General features: G+C 57.6%; 16 protein-coding genes and 1 pseudogene. 12 read left to right on the top strand and 5 right to left on the bottom strand.

Annotated features, from left to right (window positions below; translation table 11 throughout):
• The first annotated feature begins 347 nt into the window (after nt 1-347).
• The 9 genes and pseudogenes from ACMGGH_RS06155 (at nt 348) to trmL (ending at nt 10,433) form a co-directional block, all read left to right on the top strand.
• On the top strand, nt 348-2,255 hold the full coding sequence (locus ACMGGH_RS06155) for a PTS mannitol transporter subunit IICBA (RefSeq protein ID WP_232949108.1): 1,908 nt from the start codon (nt 348-350) through the stop codon (nt 2,253-2,255).
• A 102-nt stretch (nt 2,256-2,357) separates the two neighbouring features.
• A complete protein-coding gene (gene mtlD, locus ACMGGH_RS06150; RefSeq protein WP_232949109.1) occupies nt 2,358-3,506 on the top strand; it encodes a mannitol-1-phosphate 5-dehydrogenase in 1,149 nt (382 codons plus the stop codon).
• Entirely contained in the window at nt 3,503-4,093 is a 591-nt protein-coding gene (mtlR, locus tag ACMGGH_RS06145; RefSeq protein WP_028015045.1) for a mannitol operon repressor MtlR, read from the top strand. The genes mtlD and mtlR overlap by 4 nt, the downstream gene beginning before the upstream one ends.
• 57 nt (nt 4,094-4,150) lie before the next feature.
• Nucleotides 4,151-4,513, top strand: a complete 363-nt coding sequence (locus ACMGGH_RS06140; protein WP_015572767.1) for a YibL family ribosome-associated protein — start codon at nt 4,151-4,153, stop codon at nt 4,511-4,513.
• Nucleotides 4,514-4,784: 271 nt separating this feature from the next.
• On the top strand, nt 4,785-6,440 hold the full coding sequence (gene lldP / locus ACMGGH_RS06135) for an L-lactate permease (RefSeq protein ID WP_045260048.1): 1,656 nt from the start codon (nt 4,785-4,787) through the stop codon (nt 6,438-6,440).
• Nucleotides 6,437-7,210, top strand: coding sequence for a transcriptional regulator LldR (gene lldR, locus ACMGGH_RS06130; protein ID WP_045260049.1), 774 nt, complete (start codon nt 6,437-6,439; stop codon nt 7,208-7,210). Before lldP ends, lldR begins: the two co-directional genes overlap by 4 nt.
• A complete protein-coding gene (gene lldD, locus ACMGGH_RS06125) occupies nt 7,207-8,394 on the top strand; it encodes a quinone-dependent L-lactate dehydrogenase (RefSeq protein ID WP_193066838.1) in 1,188 nt (395 codons plus the stop codon). Before lldR ends, lldD begins: the two co-directional genes overlap by 4 nt.
• A 180-nt stretch (nt 8,395-8,574) precedes the next feature.
• Nucleotides 8,575-9,914, top strand: a pseudogene (locus ACMGGH_RS06120) (MFS transporter).
• Nucleotides 9,915-9,959: 45 nt separating this feature from the next.
• A complete protein-coding gene (gene trmL / locus ACMGGH_RS06115; RefSeq protein WP_028015039.1) occupies nt 9,960-10,433 on the top strand; it encodes a tRNA (uridine(34)/cytosine(34)/5-carboxymethylaminomethyluridine(34)-2'-O)-methyltransferase TrmL in 474 nt (157 codons plus the stop codon).
• Here the strand turns inward: trmL and cysE are convergent.
• From cysE to ACMGGH_RS06090, 5 genes are all read right to left on the bottom strand, one after another.
• Entirely contained in the window at nt 10,430-11,251 is an 822-nt protein-coding gene (gene cysE / locus ACMGGH_RS06110; protein ID WP_008502718.1) for a serine O-acetyltransferase, read from the bottom strand. The genes trmL and cysE overlap by 4 nt on opposite strands.
• Nucleotides 11,252-11,326: 75 nt before the next feature.
• Entirely contained in the window at nt 11,327-12,346 is a 1,020-nt protein-coding gene (gpsA, locus tag ACMGGH_RS06105; protein ID WP_045630251.1) for an NAD(P)H-dependent glycerol-3-phosphate dehydrogenase, read from the bottom strand.
• The gene (gene secB / locus ACMGGH_RS06100; protein WP_003860835.1) at nt 12,346-12,813 is read right to left on the bottom strand and encodes a protein-export chaperone SecB; all 468 of its coding nucleotides are present in this window, start codon (nt 12,811-12,813) and stop codon (nt 12,346-12,348) included. The genes gpsA and secB overlap by 1 nt, the downstream gene beginning before the upstream one ends.
• A gap of 32 nt (nt 12,814-12,845) precedes the next feature.
• Nucleotides 12,846-13,097 carry a glutaredoxin 3 gene (gene grxC, locus ACMGGH_RS06095; protein WP_028015037.1) on the bottom strand — a complete coding sequence of 84 codons (252 nt, stop codon included), beginning with the start codon at nt 13,095-13,097 and terminating at the stop codon, nt 12,846-12,848.
• 11 nt (nt 13,098-13,108) lie between these two features.
• On the bottom strand, nt 13,109-13,540 hold the full coding sequence (locus ACMGGH_RS06090) for a rhodanese-like domain-containing protein (protein WP_014882007.1): 432 nt from the start codon (nt 13,538-13,540) through the stop codon (nt 13,109-13,111).
• Nucleotides 13,541-13,786: 246 nt separating this feature from the next.
• Here ACMGGH_RS06090 and gpmM point away from each other — a divergent pair, with 246 nt between their 5' ends.
• Genes gpmM through ACMGGH_RS06075 form a run of 3 tightly spaced genes read left to right on the top strand, consistent with a single transcriptional unit; the run spans nt 13,787 to nt 17,560 of the window.
• Nucleotides 13,787-15,331: a 2,3-bisphosphoglycerate-independent phosphoglycerate mutase gene (gene gpmM, locus ACMGGH_RS06085; protein WP_188245829.1), complete on the top strand. Its 1,545-nt coding sequence runs from the start codon at nt 13,787-13,789 to the stop codon at nt 15,329-15,331.
• Nucleotides 15,332-15,364: 33 nt separating this feature from the next.
• Nucleotides 15,365-16,624 carry a murein hydrolase activator EnvC gene (gene envC / locus ACMGGH_RS06080; RefSeq protein WP_231940812.1) on the top strand — a complete coding sequence of 420 codons (1,260 nt, stop codon included), beginning with the start codon at nt 15,365-15,367 and terminating at the stop codon, nt 16,622-16,624.
• A 3-nt stretch (nt 16,625-16,627) separates the two neighbouring features.
• On the top strand, nt 16,628-17,560 hold the full coding sequence (locus ACMGGH_RS06075) for a divergent polysaccharide deacetylase family protein (protein WP_074147980.1): 933 nt from the start codon (nt 16,628-16,630) through the stop codon (nt 17,558-17,560).
• Nucleotide 17,561: the final 1 nt, after the last annotated feature.

Here is a 17,561-nt window from a genome sequence, read left to right as displayed (position 1 = left end):
GTAGTCGGAGAAATCTGCATAAAAATATTTTGTGAAACCAGTCACAATCCAGAAACAAACCCGCAAAAACAAAATGTGACATCAATCACATAAAGAGGTGGTTTTTGCTCTATTTTTCGCCATCGTATTTTTTTTACTCGCCTGTTTTGTGACTCAGGTCACTTCATTCAACACCACACCCCCTACATTTACGTGACATGCATCACACAAAATTCCGCTATCTGGACAGTTGAACGATTCAGTGCCAGATTTCACAGCATCAGAACAGGGTCCGGCTACCTCTGCCGCCTCATTAACAATAAACCTCGGGCCGCAAGCCTAAGCGTAAACAGAAGAAGGGGTGTTTTATGTCATCCGATTTCAAGATCAAAGTTCAAAGCTTTGGTCGTTTCCTCAGCAACATGGTGATGCCAAATATCGGCGCGTTTATCGCGTGGGGTATTATCACCGCATTGTTCATTCCGACAGGGTGGTTGCCTAACGAAACGCTGGCGAAACTTGTTGGCCCAATGATTACCTATCTCCTGCCGCTGCTCATCGGTTATACCGGTGGTCGTCTGGTGGGCGGTGACCGTGGTGGCGTCGTGGGTGCCATCACAACCATGGGCGTGATCGTCGGTGCGGATATGCCGATGTTCCTCGGTGCGATGATTGCCGGTCCTCTGGGCGGCTGGGCGATTAAGAAATTCGACGTCTGGGTTGATGGCAAGATCAAGTCCGGCTTCGAAATGCTGGTGAACAACTTCTCTGCGGGCATCATCGGGATGATCCTCGCGATTCTGGCGTTCCTCGGCATTGGTCCGGCTGTTGAAGTGCTGTCCAAACTGCTGGCGGCGGGCGTTAACTTCATGGTGGCGCACGACATGCTGCCGCTGGCGTCTATCTTCGTTGAACCGGCGAAAATCCTGTTCCTGAACAACGCCATTAACCACGGTATCTTCTCGCCGCTGGGTATTCAGCAGTCTCACGATCTCGGCAAGTCCATCTTCTTCCTGATTGAAGCGAACCCGGGTCCGGGTATGGGCGTTCTGCTGGCGTACATGTTCTTTGGTCGCGGCAGCGCGAAGCAGTCTGCTGGCGGCGCGGCTATCATCCACTTCCTGGGCGGTATCCACGAAATTTACTTCCCGTACGTGCTGATGAACCCACGTCTGATCCTGGCCGTTATCCTCGGCGGTATGACTGGTGTGTTCACCCTGAGCGTGCTGGGCGGCGGTCTGGTCTCCCCTGCTTCTCCAGGCTCTATCCTGGCGGTGCTGGCGATGACGCCGAAAGGCGCATACTTCGCGAACATCGCGGCGATCTGTGCGGCGATGGCGGTCTCCTTCGTGGTCTCTTCTATCCTGCTGAAAACCAGCAAGGTGAAAGAAGACGACGATATCGAAGCGGCAACCCGTCGTATGCACGACATGAAAGCCCAATCCAAAGGTGCGACCCCGCTGGCGGCTGGCGATGTTTCTAACGACCTGAGCCACGTGCGTAAAATCATCGTTGCCTGCGACGCCGGTATGGGTTCCAGCGCAATGGGTGCAGGCGTGCTGCGTAAGAAAGTACAGGATGCGGGTTTGACCAATATCTCTGTGACCAACAGCGCGATTAACAACCTGCCGCCGGACGTTGACCTGGTTATCACGCACCGCGATCTGACCGAGCGCGCTATGCGTCAGGTACCGCAGGCACAGCACATCTCGCTGACCAACTTCCTGGACAGCGGCCTGTACACCAGCCTGACCGAACGTCTGGTTGCCGCGCAGCGCCACGAAGACAACGAAGTGAAAGTGCGCACCAGCCTGCAGGACAGCTTTGACGAGAGCAATGCTCACCTGTTTAAGCTGGGCGCGGAGAACATCTTCCTCGGCCGTACCGCGAGCACCAAAGAAGAGGCGATTCGCTTTGCCGGTGAACAGCTGGTGAAGGGCGGCTACGTTCAGCCAGAATACGTTGACGCGATGCTGGAACGTGAAAAACTGACGCCAACCTACCTGGGTGAATCCATCGCGGTTCCGCACGGTACGGTTGAAGCGAAAGACCGCGTGCTGAAAACCGGCGTGGTGTTCTGTCAGTATCCTGACGGCGTGCGCTTCGGTGAAGAAGAGGACGACATCGCCCGTCTGGTGATTGGTATCGCCGCTCGCAACAACGAGCATATTCAGGTAATTACCAGCCTGACCAACGCGCTGGATGATGAGTCCGTCATCGAGCGCCTGGCACAAACTGAAAGCGTTGAAGAAGTTCTGGCCCTGCTCAACAAATAGCAGCGCCTCTTCCCTCTCCCCTTCGGGGAGAGGGCTAGGGTGAGGGGGAAACGTTCCTCACCCCAGCCCTCTCGGGTAAAAACATTGATGAAGGTTAACACTATGAAAGCATTACATTTTGGCGCAGGTAATATCGGTCGTGGCTTTATCGGTAAACTGCTGGCAGACGCGGGCATTACCCTGACATTCGCCGATGTGAATCAGGTGGTTCTGGATGCCCTGAATGCCCGTCATAGCTATCAGGTTCATGTGGTGGGTGAAAAGGAACAGGTTGAAACCGTCTCTGGCGTCAACGCGGTCAGCAGCATCGGCGACGACGTGATTGACCTGATCGCCAGCGTTGATCTGGTGACCACCGCCGTGGGTCCGGTAGTGCTTGAACGTATTGCTCCTGCGGTCGCGAAAGGCCTGAAGAAGCGTAAAGCACAGGGCATTGAAACACCGCTGAACATCATCGCCTGTGAAAACATGGTGCGCGGCACCACGCAGCTGAAAGGCCACGTTATGGCGGCCGTGGCTGAGGAAGATAAAGCCTGGGTTGAAGCGCACGTCGGGTTTGTGGATTCCGCTGTAGACCGTATCGTTCCGCCGTCCGAATCCGCCACCAACGATCCGCTGGAAGTCACTGTTGAAACCTTCAGCGAGTGGATCGTCGATAAAACTCAGTTCAAGGGCGCGCTGCCGACCATTCCGGGAATGGAACTCACTGATAACCTGATGGCATTTGTCGAACGCAAACTCTTCACGCTGAACACCGGGCATGCTATAACCGCGTACCTCGGAAAGTTGGCCGGTCATCAGACCATTCGCGACGCGATCCTCGATGAGCAGATCCGCGCGGTGGTGAAAGGGGCAATGGAAGAGAGCGGCGCGGTGCTGATCAAACGCTACGGTTTTGATGCTGATAAACACGCAGCATATATCCAGAAAATCCTCGGTCGTTTTGAAAACCCGTATCTGAAAGATGACGTTGAGCGCGTGGGCCGTCAGCCACTGCGTAAGCTGAGCGCGGGCGACCGCCTGATTAAGCCGCTGCTGGGCACGCTGGAATACGGTCTGCCGCACGCCAACCTGGTGAAAGGAATTGCTGCCGCGATGCACTACCGCAGCGAGCAGGACCCGCAGGCGATTGAGCTGGCTCAGCTGATTGATGACAAAGGCGCGCAGGGTGCGCTGGCGCAGATTTCCGGTCTGGACGCCAGCAGCGACGTGGTTGCGGAGGCGGTTAACGCATACAACGCAACCAAATGATGCAGAATCCGGCGCAGGTAAGCCTGCGCCCGAATAACAGATTGTCAGATATGCAGGCAATAATGGAACAAACCCAGGCCTTTGAAAATCGTGTGCTTGAGCGTCTGAATGCTGGCAAAACCGTACGAAGTTTCCTGATTGCCGCCGTCGAGCTGTTAACCGAGGCGGTGAATATCCTGGTGCTTCAGGTGTTTCGCAAAGACGACTACGCGGTAAAGTACGCTGTAGAACCGTTACTGGACGGAGACGGACCGCTGGGCGATCTGTCGGTGCGTCTGAAGCTGATTTATGGTCTTGGCGTGCTCAACCGCCAGGAGTATGAAGACGCTGAACTGTTAATGGCGCTGCGCGAAGAACTCAATCATGATGGTAATGAGTACACTTTTACCGATGATGAGATCCTGGGGCCGTTCGGCGAGCTGCACTGCGTCACCGCCCTGCCTCCTGCTCCCCATTTTGATAACAGCGACCCTGAACTGTACGCGATGCAAAAGCTGCGCTATCAACAGGTTGTCCGTTCCACGATGGTCCTCTCCCTGACTGAGCTGATTTCTAAAATCAGCTTAAAAAAAGCGTTTCAGAAGTAAGCCCGTTCACATTGGTGTATCCTTCCCTGTAATTCCCCCGATTTAGAGTCAATTGTCATGAAAGAAGTCGAAAAGAACGAAATTAAACGCCTGAGCGACCGTCTGGATCTGATCCGTCACCAGATGGCTGGCCTGTCTCTGGTTGATTCCGCCGAGAAATATGCCGAGCTGGAAAAAGAGTCCGTGAAGCTGGAAGCGGAAATCGAGCGCCTGCGCGAAGTGAAAGGCCAGAAGCTGAGCAAAGAAGCGCAGAAGCTGATGAACATGCCGCACCGCCGCGCGATCACCAAAAAAGAGCAGGCCGACATGGGCAAGCTGAAGAAAAGCGTCCGTGGTCTGGTGGTGGTGCACCCGATGACCGAGCTTGGCCGCGAAATGGGCCTGAAAGAGATGACGGGTTTTTGTAAGACCGCATTCTGATTTCATGCCGGGTGGCGCTGCGCTTACCCGGCCTGTTCTTTTCCCCTTCGCGTGAATTGGTCCAACCAATAGCGCAATCAATCCTCCCCCGGTTCACAATTTCATTATTTGCGCTCACAAAACCATTGCCACTCCATAACATCTGGTTAACCATTCATTGTCATTAACCCTACAACACAATATTGGCAGGACCACTTTTACACAGTTTGTGACGCAGAGTTGAGCGGAGACTCGCCCACAGCACAGGCTGTCTGGTCCCCAGGAGACCTGCATGAGCCTCTGGCAACAAAACTACGATCCGGCCGGCAATATCTGGCTGTCGAGCCTGATCGCATCGCTACCGATCCTGTTCTTCTTCTTTGCGCTGATTAAGCTCAAGCTGAAGGGCTACCTCGCCGCGACGTACACCGTTGCCATCGCCCTGTTGGTGGCGCTGTTCTTCTACAAAATGCCGGTCGACCGCGCGCTGGCCTCCGTTGTCTACGGTTTCTTCTACGGCCTGTGGCCGATTGCGTGGATCATCATCGCCGCGGTCTTTGTCTATAAAATCTCGGTAAAGACCGGGCAGTTCGACATCATTCGTTCGTCGATTCTCTCCATCACCCCGGACCAGCGCCTGCAGATGCTGATTGTCGGCTTCTCCTTCGGGGCGTTCCTTGAAGGCGCGGCAGGATTCGGCGCACCAGTGGCGATCACCGCCGCGCTGCTGGTCGGGTTGGGCTTTAACCCGCTGTACGCCGCTGGCCTGTGCCTGATTGTGAACACCGCACCGGTGGCGTTTGGCGCGATGGGGATTCCGATTCTGGTCGCGGGCCAGGTGACCGGGCTGGACAGCTTTGAGATCGGCCAGATGGTGGGCCGCCAGCTGCCGTTCCTGACCATTATCGTGCTGTTCTGGATCATGGCGATTATGGACGGCTGGCGCGGCGTGAAGGAGACCTGGCCTGCGGTGATGGTGGCGGGCGGTTCGTTCGCGATTGCCCAGTATCTCAGCTCAAACTTCCTCGGCCCGGAACTGCCGGACATTATCTCTTCCCTGGTGTCGCTGGTCTGCCTGACGCTGTTCCTGAAACGCTGGCAGCCGGTGCGCATCTTCCGCTTTGCCGACATGGGCGCGTCGCACGTGGATCAGACCCTCGCCCGCACGGGCTATACCGCAGGACAGATCGTCCGCGCCTGGTCGCCGTTCCTGTTCCTGACCGCAACGGTCACTCTGTGGAGCATACCGCCGTTTAAGGCCCTGTTCGCCCCGGGCGGCGCGCTGTACGACATGGTGATTAACGTCTCCGTACCGTTCCTCGACAAGATGGTTGCCCGTATGCCGCCGGTCGTGCACGACGCCACCCCGTATGCGGCAGTGTTTAAGTTTGACTGGTTCTCCGCCACCGGGACCGCCATCCTGTTTGCCGCTATTCTTTCCGTGGTGTGGCTGCGCATGAAGCCTGCCGCCGCTGTGCAGACTTTTGCGGCCACGATTAAAGAGCTGATGCTGCCGATCTACTCCATCGGCATGGTGCTGGCGTTCGCGTTTATCTCGAACTACTCCGGCCTGTCGTCGACGCTGGCGTTAGCGCTGGCCCACACCGGACACGCGTTCACCTTCTTCTCGCCGTTCCTCGGCTGGCTGGGGGTGTTCCTGACGGGTTCAGATACCTCGTCTAACGCCCTGTTTGCCGCCCTGCAGGCGACGGCTGCGCAGCAGATTGGCGTGTCGGACGTGCTGCTGGTGGCCGCGAACACCACCGGCGGCGTGACCGGCAAAATGATCTCCCCGCAGTCCATCGCCATTGCATGTGCGGCGGTGGGACTGGTGGGCAAAGAGTCGGACCTGTTCCGCTTTACCGTGAAACACAGCCTGATATTCACCTGCATGGTCGGGGTGATCACCACCCTGCAGGCCTATGTCTTAACCTGGATGATCCCATGATAGTGATGCCCAGACGCCTGTCCGACGAGATTGCCTCTCGCGTGCGGGCGCTGATTGAAGAACAACAGCTGGAAGCGGGCATGAAATTGCCCGCCGAGCGCCAGCTTGCCGCCCGGCTTGGCGTATCGCGTAACTCATTGCGCGAGGCGCTGGCGACGCTGGTCAGCGAAGGCGTACTGGTGAGCCGTCGCGGCGGCGGCACCTTTGTGCGCTGGCAGCATGATGACTGGTCCGAGCAAAACATCGTGCAGCCGCTGAAGACGTTGTTGGAAAACGACCCGGACTACAGCTTCGACATTCTTGAAGCGCGTCACGCCATCGAAACCAGTACCGCATGGCACGCAGCGATGCGGGCAACCGAAGCCGACAAAGAGAAGCTCAAAGCCTGCTTCGAAGCCACGCTAAGCAGCGACCCGGACATCGCCTCCCAGGCGGACGTGCGTTTCCATCTGGCAATCGCCGAGGCGTCGCACAACGTGGTGCTGCTCCAGACCATGCGCGGGTTCTTCGACCTGCTGCAATCCTCCGTGAAGCAGAGCCGCCAGCGCATGTATCTGGTCCCGCCGGTCTTTGCCCAGCTGACCGAACAGCACGAGGCTGTGCTCAACGCCATTCTGGCCGGCGATGCCGAAGCCGCGCGCAAGGCGATGATGGCGCATCTCGGCTTCGTGCACACCACCATTAAACGATTTGATGAAGACCAGGCCCGACAGGCGCGTATTACCCGTCTGCCTGGCGACAGTGATATTTCCAGGGAGAACAAAGCATGATTATTTCAGCAGCCAGTGACTACCGCGCCGCGGCGCAGCGCATTTTACCGCCGTTCCTGTTCCATTACATCGACGGTGGGGCGTATGCCGAATATACCCTGCGCCGCAACGTGGAGGATCTGTCAGAAGTGGCCCTGCGCCAGCGCGTGCTGAAGAATATGTCTGACCTGAGCCTTGAGACGAAGCTGTTTAACGAAACGCTCTCCATGCCGGTGGCGCTCGCACCTGTCGGCTTATGCGGCATGTACGCCCGTCGCGGTGAAGTGCAGGCCGCCGCCGCGGCAGATGCTAAAGGCATTCCGTTTACCCTCTCTACCGTCTCGGTCTGTCCGATTGAAGAGGTCGCCCCGACCATCAAGCGGCCGATGTGGTTCCAGCTGTACGTCCTGCGCGATCGCGGCTTTATGCGTAACGCGCTGGAGCGCGCTAAAGCGGCGGGCTGCTCCACGCTGGTCTTTACAGTCGATATGCCCACGCCCGGCGCGCGCTACCGCGATGCGCACTCCGGCATGAGCGGCCCGAATGCCGCCCTGCGCCGCTACTGGCAGGCGGTAACGCATCCACAGTGGGCGTGGGATGTGGGTCTGAACGGCCGTCCGCACGATCTGGGGAATATCTCGGCCTACCTTGGCAAACCGACCGGACTGGAGGACTATATCGGCTGGCTGGCGAACAACTTCGATCCGTCGATCTCGTGGAAAGACCTGGAGTGGATCCGCGAATTCTGGGATGGCCCGATGGTGATCAAAGGGATCCTCGACCCGGAAGATGCCCGCGACGCGGTGCGTTTTGGCGCCGATGGGATCGTGGTCTCTAACCACGGCGGACGCCAGCTCGACGGCGTGCTCTCTTCCGCCCGCGCCCTGCCGGCCATTGCCGATGCGGTGAAAGGGGATATTGCGATCCTGGCCGACAGCGGCATTCGCAACGGGCTGGACGTGGTGCGCATGATTGCCCTGGGTGCCGACAGCGTGCTGCTGGGCCGCGCATATCTTTACGCCCTGGCGACGGCCGGTCAGGCGGGCGTGGCAAATCTGCTAAACCTGATCGAGAAAGAGATGAAGGTGGCGATGACCCTGACCGGCGCGAAGTCGATCAGTGAAATCAGCAAGGATTCGCTGGTGCAGGAGCTGAGTAAACTGCCGGCGGCGCTGGCTCCGCTGTCACATGGCGACGCGGCCTGATCCTCTCCCGTTACCCCACCTTTCCCATGCGTCCGATTTCCCCCTCGGGCGCTTTTTTTGTTGAAAATAACACCTGCGTAACATTCTGGATAAGAAAATTTGACACATCCCTCCCGTTCGCAATTGTATAGACAAGCAAATACAAGAACACAAAAACAACATCACATCGGAGGGGAGCGTATGACCTATTCAGGTAAGGTGGATATTCAGCAGGTGATCGACGAGAGTCCTTTTTCAGGGTTTCACTGGCTTCTTATCGTGCTGGGCTTTCTGGTTCTGGCGATCGATGGTTTTGATACGGCAGCGATGGGCTACATCGCGCCTACGCTGTCGGCGGAGTGGAGAATACACAAACAGGATTTGGGGCCGGTGCTGAGTGCGGCGCTTCTGGGGCTGTCGCTGGGAGCCCTTATTGCAGGTCCGGTATCGGACCGGATGGGACGCAAGCGCGTGCTGGTCTTTTCGTGCCTGTTCTTCGGCCTGGCGAGCCTGGGGACGGCCTGGGCGCAAAGCCTGAATACCCTGACGCTGTGGCGCTTTCTGACGGGTCTCGGGCTCGGCGCCGCCATGCCAAACGCCATCACGCTGATCTCAGAGTTCGCCCCCCAGCGCTGCCGCGCCATGGCGATTAATACCATGTACTGCGGCTTCCCTCTGGGCGCTGCGGGCGGCGGCGCGATCTCTTCCTGGCTTATTCCCCACCACGGTTGGCGAAGCGTGCTGTTGACCGGCGCGATTGCGCCGCTGATTTTAACCGTGCTGCTGGCGCTGCTGCTGCCGGAATCGGTGAAGTTTCTGGTGCAGCGCGGGAAAGACGTCGCGCAGGTTCGCCGCATTGCCAGCCGGTTCAGCCGCAGTACGCTGGAGAGCGTTACGGGCTTTTTCCTGGCGGAAGAGAAAGCCGCGTCTAAAAAGGGAGCGTGGGGCAGCTGTTTTCCATGCCCTGGCTACCCGGCACCCTGATGCTGTGGGTGACTTATTTTATGGGGCTGGTGATTTACTACGTCCTGCTTAGCTGGATGCCGACGCTGATGCAGGGGATGGGTTATGCCCTGGCGGAATCCGCCTGGCTCACCTCGCTGTTTACCTTCGGCGGCACCGCAGGCATTCTGCTCGCGGGCTGGATGATGGACCGCTGGGAAGCGCACAAGGTGGTCGCAGGTGGTTTTGTGCTGACGATGGGCCTGATTCTTTTGCTTGGCCTTGAGTATAACCATATCGCCCTGTTTGGCGGGCTGATTTTCCTGATGGGGATCGCGATGAACGGCGCGCAGTCGGGCATGCAAACCCTGGCCGCCACCTTTTACCCTACCGAGTGCCGCGCGACGGGTATCGCCTGGATGCAGGGCATCGGTCGCTTTGGCGGCGTGGCGGGAACCATGACCAGCGCCCAGCTTCTTTCCATGCAGTGGCAGGCAGACAGTATTTTAATGATCCTCAGCGTGCCCGCTCTGGTGGCCGCGGCGGCAACCGTCTACAAAATGCTGTACAGCCGCTCGCAGGAACCCGGCGTCGCGTAGTTCCTCTCTTTTCTGCTATTCTGCCCCCGCAATTAAGGGGGCAGCATGCTTAACATCGTTTTATTCGAACCAGAAATTCCGCCGAACACCGGCAATATCATCCGCCTGTGCGCCAACACCGGTTTTCGTCTGCACATCATTGAGCCGATGGGCTTTACGTGGGACGACAAACGCCTGCGCCGCGCAGGGCTGGATTACCATGAATTTACCGCCGTGGTTCGCCATCACGATTACGCCGCGTTTCTGGAAGCAGAGAAGCCGCAGCGCATGTTCGCCCTGACCACCAAAGGCACGCCAGCGCACAGCGCCGTGAGCTATCAGGAGGGTGACTATCTGATGTTTGGCCCGGAAACCCGCGGCCTGCCGGCCACGATCCTGGATGCCCTGCCCGCTGAGCAGAAAATCCGTATTCCGATGATGCCGGACAGCCGCAGCATGAACCTGTCGAACGCGGTGTCGGTGGTGGTGTATGAGGCCTGGCGCCAGCTGGGTTACCCGGGCGCCATTCTCAGAAGTTAAATGCCGTCACCATACTCGAAGGTATGGTGAATGCCGTTGAAGTGCTGATCCATATCCATCGACGGCTTATCGCTGTCTGGCTTACCAACGATGCGCGCCGGTACGCCAGCGGCGGTGGTGTGCGGTGGCACGGGCTGGAGCACAACCGACCCCGCGCCAATCTTCGCGCCGCGCCCGACTTCGATATTGCCGAGGATTTTAGCCCCCGCGCCAATCATCACCCCTTCACGAATTTTCGGGTGGCGATCGCCGCTGGTTTTCCCGGTACCGCCCAGGGTAACGGATTGCAGGATCGACACATCGTCTTCAATCACCGCCGTTTCCCCGACAACGATCCCGGTGGCGTGGTCGAGCATGATCCCGCGGCCAATCTTCGCCGCCGGGTGAATATCAACCTGAAACGTCACGGAAACCTGGTTTTGCAGGAAGATCGCCAGCGCGCGGCGGCCTTCATTCCACAGCCAGTGGCCAATGCGGTACGCCTGCAGCGCGTGGAAGCCTTTCAGGTACAGCAGCGGCGTGGAGTATTTATCGACCGCCGGGTCACGGGTGCGCACGGCCTGAATGTCGCAGGCGGCAGAGGCGATCATTTCCGGGTCGGCGGCGTAGGCCTCTTCCACTACCTCACGAATGGCGATAGCAGGCATGATGGAGGAAGCCAGCTTATTGGCGAGCATATAGCTCAGGGCGCTGCCGAGGTTTTCGTGCTTGAGTAGCGTCGCGTGATAGAAACTGGCCAGCATAGGCTCACAGTCGGCCAGCGCCCGGGCTTCGGCTTTAATGTTATTCCAGACGATATCCAGTTCTTCACACGGCATTGCTTACTCCAGACGATAGTTAATGACCAGCCAGTTCTGCGCTGGCTGGGTCATTCAGGTGACGATACTTCCCGGCTAATTGCTGCTGCGCTCGTCCTTGCGCGCACGACCTAATAAGGTCAATGCTGCCTCGCGCGCATTTTTTCCGCAATACAATACCTGATAAATTTCCTCGGTTATTGGCATTTCGACACCAAACCGGTGCGCCAATTCGCGGACTTCTTTGGTATTGCGGTAGCCTTCCACCACCTGTCCAATCTTCTCTTGCGCGCTTTTTACATCGCTGCCCTGTCCGAGCATCATGCCAAAGCGGCGGTTACGAGACTGGTTATCGGTACAGGTCAGCACCAGATCCCCCAGACCCGCCATCCCCATAAAGGTGGCCGGATCGGCACCCAGCGCTTCGCCCAGACGGGACATCTCGGTTAAGCCGCGGGTAATCAACGCCGTACGCGCGTTGGCGCCAAAGCCAATACCGTCAGACATCCCGGCCCCGATGGCAATCACGTTCTTCACCGCGCCACCCAACTGCACGCCGATAAAATCGGGGTTGCTGTAGACGCGGAAGCTCTTGCCGCAGTGCAGCAATTGCTGGAGATCGTCGGAGAAAGCCTGATCGGTGGATGCCAGCGAGATCGCCGTCGGCAGGCCCGCAGCCAGCTCTTTGGCAAAGGTCGGCCCGGAGATGACCGCCAGCGGGATCTCATCCCCCAGCGCTTCGCGGGCAACGTCCTGCAGCAGACGTCCGGTTTCCGCTTCCAGCCCTTTGGTCGCCCAGACGATACGCGCATCCGGGCGCATCAGCGGCTTGATCTGATTCAGCACGTCGCCAAAGACATGGCTTGGTACCACAATCAAAATGTTGCGGCTGGCCGCCAGCGCGGTTGCAAGATCGCTTTCCAGGTGCAGGGTGTCAGGGAACGGAACGTCCGGAAGAAACGCCACATTGCAACGGTCGCGCTGCAGCGTGGCGATATGTTTTGGATCGTGGCCCCACAGGACCACGTCGTGACCATTTCTTGCCAGCGTGATGGCAAGAGCGGTGCCGTATGAGCCGGCACCGATCACAGTCATTGACGCATTAACAGTGCTCATCAGGCATCCTGATGTTGTTCGGCACCTTCGCCAGCCTGCTGCTGCAGATAGTTCATGAACAGCGCATCAAAGTTCACTGGCGCAAGGTTCAGTTGCGGGAATGTACCGCGAGAAACCAAGCTGGTGATGCATTCACGGGCATACGGGAACAGGATGTTCGGGCAGTATGCACCCAGGCAATGCGCCATCTGGTTGCCTTCGATGCCGCCGATGGAGAAGATACCGCCCTGCTGTACTTCGCACAGGAATGCAGTTTCTTCGCCCAGAGAGGCGGTCACGGTCACACGCAGTACGACTTCATACACGTCATCCGCCAGCTGGGTAGATGCGGTATCCAGATCAAGTTTAACCTCTGGCTGCCAGTCTTTCTGGAAAACATGCGGCGCATTTGGCGCTTCGAAAGAGACATCCTTGGTGTAGATACGCTGGATCTGGAAAGTCATTTCGGTGTTGTTTTGTTCTGACATGGAAATACCCTTTTTAATTGTCCTAAAGTCTCTTAGCTCAGCAGCGGATCGAGTCCACCACGGGCGTCGAGCGCATACAAGTCATCACAGCCGCCAATGTGCTGCGCATCAATAAAAATCTGCGGAACCGTCGTACGACCACTACGTTGGATCATCTCTTCGCGTTTGATCGCGTCACCGTCGATTGGCAGTTCCTGGAACGTGACGCCTTTGCTGCTCAGCAGCGCTTTCGCACGGTGGCAGAACGGGCACGTCGCTTTGGTGTAGATCTCAATATTGGCCATGACTGAACTCCTTATTTACCGCGAACCAAAGGAAGATTTTCCCCGCTCCAGCCGGAAATCCCTTCTTTCAGTACCGTTACGTTTTCGAAGCCCGCTTTGTAAAGCGCGCTGGCAGATTCCTGCGCCTGCATACCGGTCGCATCCACAACGATAATGGGCTGGGCTTTGTGTTTCTCAAGCTCACCAACGTTGTTGGCTTTGATTTCAGCTGGCAACAGGTTGATTGCGCCGGCAATGTGACCTTTACGGAAATCGTCACGCTGACGCAGATCGACAACGACGGCATCTTCTTTGTTAATCAGACGCGTCGCTTCACCACGGGTGATAACCTTAATCTTAGACGTCAGGCTCTTAAATGTGGTGAACAGCACAGCAGCCAGCAGGCCAATCCACGCGATGCTCAGTACCGGATGGCGGCTAACGAATTGCATAATTTCTTGCATGGAGGGTAACTACTCCCGACTAAGTGATAAAAAAACCAGGACAGGAGTATACCTGTGCGTTCTGGCAAATACAGCCAGCGACCATAACCTAATCCATTTTCTGCGGCATGCCACCTAAAAAAATGCCTCAAAATGGTCCGGTCAGCATCTTGCCCCCGCGTTTTCTTTGATCTTCTGCGGCTATTTGATCGATTCAGCTGTAGTAAAATTACGCAAATTTTGACTCTTGAGCATGAGGTTGTTGCAATGTCGGTTTCTAAAAAACCTATGGTACTGGTGATTCTGGATGGCTATGGCTACCGTGAAGATAGCCAGGATAACGCTATTTTCAACGCAAAAACCCCGGTCATGGATGCACTGTGGGCAAAACGTCCGCATACCCTGATTGACGCATCCGGTCTGGAAGTGGGCCTGCCGGATCGCCAGATGGGCAACTCCGAAGTTGGCCACGTTAACCTCGGCGCGGGTCGTATCGTGTATCAGGATCTGACCCGTCTGGACGTCGAAATCAAAGAACGCACCTTCTTCGCTAACCCGGTTCTCTGCGGTGCGGTTGATAAAGCCGTTGCGGCAGGTAAAGCGGTACACATCATGGGTCTGCTCTCCGCAGGCGGCGTGCACAGCCACGAAGATCACATCATGGCGATGGTTGAACTGGCCGCTGAACGCGGTGCGGAAAAAATCTACCTGCACGCCTTCCTGGACGGTCGCGACACGCCACCGCGCAGCGCAGAAGGGTCCCTGAAAGCTTTCGAAGACAAATTCGCTGCGCTGGGCAAAGGCCGCGTGGCCTCCATCATTGGCCGTTACTACGCTATGGACCGCGACAACCGCTGGGATCGCGTTGAACAGGCCTATGACCTGATGACTCTGGCAAAAGGGGAATTCCATTTCCCGACTGCGGTTGAAGCACTTGAAGCCGCTTACGCGCGTGATGAAAACGACGAATTCGTGAAAGCGTCCGTGATTCGCGCCGAAGGCCAGGCCGATGCCGCAATGGAAGATGGCGACGCGCTGATCTTTATGAACTTCCGCGCTGACCGCGCGCGCGAAATCACCCGTGCGTTTGTCAACAGCGACTTCGACGGTTTTGCCCGTAAGAAAGTGGTGAACATCGACTTCATCCAGCTGACCGAATACGCGGCAGATATCAACGCCCCTTGCGCTTACCCACCAGCCTCGCTGGCTAACACCTTCGGTGAGTGGATGGCGAAGAACGACAAAACGCAGCTGCGTATTTCCGAAACGGAAAAATACGCGCACGTGACCTTCTTCTTTAACGGCGGCGTTGAAGAGCCGTTCAAAGGCGAAGAGCGCATTCTGATCAACTCGCCGAAAGTCGCGACTTACGATCTGCAGCCAGAGATGAGCTCTGCGGAATTGACTGAAAAACTGGTCGCGGCCATCGAAAGCGGCAAGTACGACACCATCATCTGTAACTACCCGAACGGCGACATGGTCGGCCATACCGGCGTAATGGAAGCGGCAGTGAAGGCGGTTGAAGCGCTGGACCACTGCGTTGAGCAGGTTGCGAAAGCGGTTGAGTCCGTTGGCGGCCAGCTGCTGATCACCGCCGATCACGGTAACGCCGAGCAGATGCGTGACCCGGCAACCGGTCAGGCGCACACCGCCCATACCAACCTGCCTGTTCCGCTGATTTATGTGGGTGATAAATCAGTGAAAGCAGTAGAAGGCGGTAAGCTTTCCGACATCGCGCCAACCATGTTGTCGCTGATGGGTATGCCGATCCCTGAAGAGATGACTGGTAAGCCGCTGTTCATCGTGGAATAATCGCTCCCCATGAGGGGAAAGGCGATTTTTTCAATCACATGGGTCGTGAAGCCGCTTAGGCTATCAGTCAGACCTCTGCTTTGCGCCAGCGCACTCAGCGCTGGCGTATTGCTGTGCGCCGCATCCGCCCACGCGGATGACCGCGACCAGCTGAAATCCATTCAGGCCGATATCGCCGCCAAAGAGCGTGCGGTACGCCAGCAGCAACAGCAGCGCGCCACCCTGCTCGCCCAGCTTAAGCAGCAGGAAGAGGCCATCTCCGCTGCCGCACGTAAACTCCGTGAAACGCAAAACACCCTCACCCAGTTGAACAAACAGATCGACGAGATGAATGCGTCGATTGCCAAACTGGAGCGCCAGCGTGATGCGCAGGAGCGCAACCTCGCAGCACAGTTGGATGCCGCATTCCGCCAGGGTGAGCATACCGGACTCCAGCTGATCCTCAGCGGTGAAGAGAGCCAGCGCGGCCAGCGTCTGCAGGCCTATTTCGGCTATCTGAACCAGGCGCGTCAGGAGACCATTGCACAGCTGAAGCAGACGCGTGAAGAGGTTTCCACCCAAAAAGCGGAGCTGGAAGAGAAGCAGAGCCAGCAGCAGACGTTGCTCTACGAACAAAAAGCGCAGCAGGCGAAACTTGAGCAGGCCCGTAACGAACGCAAGAAAACGCTGTCGGGTCTTGAGTCCTCCATTCAGGCAGGACAGAGCCAGCTGAGCGAAATGCGCGCCAACGAATCAAAACTGCGTAACAGCATTGCCCGTGCGGAAGCCGCAGCGAAGGCGCGCGCCGAAAAAGAGGCCCGCGAGGCGCAGGCGGTTCGCGACAAGCAGCAGGAAGCCTCCCGCAAAGGGACCACCTACAAGCCAAGCGAAAGCGAACGCTCCCTGATGTCGCGTACCGGCGGTCTGGGTTCCCCGCGCGGTCAGGCCTACTGGCCCGTTCGCGGCACTATTCTGCATCGCTATGGCGAACAGCTGCAGGGTGAGCTACGTTGGAAAGGGATCGTTATCGGTGCGTCTGAAGGTAGCGAAGTGAAAGCCATCGCCGATGGCCGCGTGATCCTGGCCGACTGGCTGCAGGGTTACGGGCTGGTGGTGGTGGTCGAGCATGGTAAAGGCGACATGAGTCTTTACGGCTACAACCAGAGCGCGCTGGTCAGCGTCGGCACCCAGGTGCGCGCCGGCCAACCCATCGCCCTTGTGGGCAGCAGTGGCGGTCAGGGCCGCCCGTCACTCTATTTCGAAATTCGTCGTCAGGGTCAGGCGGTCAATCCACAGCCGTGGTTGGGAAGATAAGTTTTGCTTCAATTTCGTCGAATGGTTCTCTCCGTCGTCAGCGCACTGGCGCTGGCTGCACCGGTATATGCAGGTAAACTCGCCATCGTGATTGATGACTTCGGTTATCGACCACACTATGAAAATCAGGTGCTGGCGATGCCGTCAGCCATCTCCGTCGCCGTCCTGCCGAATGCGCCTCACGCGCATGAAATGGCGACCAAAGCGCACAATAGCGGCCACCAGGTCCTCATCCATCTTCCGATGGCACCGCTCAGCAAGCAGCCGCTGGAAAAAGACACCCTGCGCCCGGATATGAGCAGCGATGAGATCGAACGCATCATCCGCGACGCCTACAACAAGGTGCCGTATGCCGTGGGTCTGAACAACCATATGGGTAGCGCGATGACCTCCAGCCTGTACGGTATGCTGAAGGTGATGCAGGCGCTGGAGCGTTACAATCTCTATTTCCTCGACAGCATGACCATTGGCAACAGCCAGGCGATGCGTGCCGCTCAGGGTACGGGTGTGAAGGTCATTAAGCGTAAAGTCTTCCTGGACGACTCCCAGAACGAAGCGGATATCCGCGTGCAGTTCAACCGCGCGGTACAGCTGGCGCGCCGTAACGGTTCGGCGATTGCCATCGGGCACCCGCATCCGTCTACCGTTCGCGTTTTGCAGCAAATGCTGCCGACCTTACCCGCCGATATCACCCTGGTACGCCCGAGCGATCTGCTGAACGAGCCGCAGGTGGATACCTCTACGCCGAATTCTGCGCAGCCCGTCCCGACGGCACCGCGTAACCCGTTCCGCGGCGTGAAGCGCTGTGTACCGAAGCAGCCGCTAGAACCGGTCTACGCGACCCGCGTCTTCTCTGTCATCGGAGACAGCATCAGTAACAGTACGCTGGTGAAATACGTCCAGCAGCAGTGGCAGGGATGGGGCAAGAAAGCCTGAC

Source organism: Enterobacter sp. BNK-16, from assembly GCF_048684955.1.
In the GTDB taxonomy this organism is placed as follows: domain Bacteria; phylum Pseudomonadota; class Gammaproteobacteria; order Enterobacterales; family Enterobacteriaceae; genus Enterobacter; species Enterobacter bugandensis.
Note: the sequence above shows the minus strand (reverse complement) of the source record. Positions and strands in the feature narration are given on the sequence as shown.

Bases quoted from the DNA above. Each gene is read 5' to 3' on its own strand.
- grxC (WP_028015037.1), bottom strand. From the start codon at position 13,097: ATGGCCAATATTGAGATCTACACCAAAGCGACGTGCCCGTTCTGCCAC.
- lldR (WP_045260049.1), top strand. From the start codon at position 6,437: ATGATAGTGATGCCCAGACGCCTGTCCGACGAGATTGCCTCTCGCGTG.
- secB (WP_003860835.1), bottom strand. From the start codon at position 12,813: ATGTCAGAACAAAACAACACCGAAATGACTTTCCAGATCCAGCGTATC.
- cysE (WP_008502718.1), bottom strand. From the start codon at position 11,251: ATGCCGTGTGAAGAACTGGATATCGTCTGGAATAACATTAAAGCCGAA.
- gpmM (WP_188245829.1), top strand. From the start codon at position 13,787: ATGTCGGTTTCTAAAAAACCTATGGTACTGGTGATTCTGGATGGCTAT.
- lldD (WP_193066838.1), top strand. From the start codon at position 7,207: ATGATTATTTCAGCAGCCAGTGACTACCGCGCCGCGGCGCAGCGCATT.
- mtlD (WP_232949109.1), top strand. From the start codon at position 2,358: ATGAAAGCATTACATTTTGGCGCAGGTAATATCGGTCGTGGCTTTATC.
- mtlR (WP_028015045.1), top strand. From the start codon at position 3,503: ATGATGCAGAATCCGGCGCAGGTAAGCCTGCGCCCGAATAACAGATTG.
- trmL (WP_028015039.1), top strand. From the start codon at position 9,960: ATGCTTAACATCGTTTTATTCGAACCAGAAATTCCGCCGAACACCGGC.
- lldP (WP_045260048.1), top strand. From the start codon at position 4,785: ATGAGCCTCTGGCAACAAAACTACGATCCGGCCGGCAATATCTGGCTG.
- ACMGGH_RS06155 (WP_232949108.1), top strand. From the start codon at position 348: ATGTCATCCGATTTCAAGATCAAAGTTCAAAGCTTTGGTCGTTTCCTC.
- ACMGGH_RS06090 (WP_014882007.1), bottom strand. From the start codon at position 13,540: ATGCAAGAAATTATGCAATTCGTTAGCCGCCATCCGGTACTGAGCATC.
- gpsA (WP_045630251.1), bottom strand. From the start codon at position 12,346: ATGAGCACTGTTAATGCGTCAATGACTGTGATCGGTGCCGGCTCATAC.
- ACMGGH_RS06140 (WP_015572767.1), top strand. From the start codon at position 4,151: ATGAAAGAAGTCGAAAAGAACGAAATTAAACGCCTGAGCGACCGTCTG.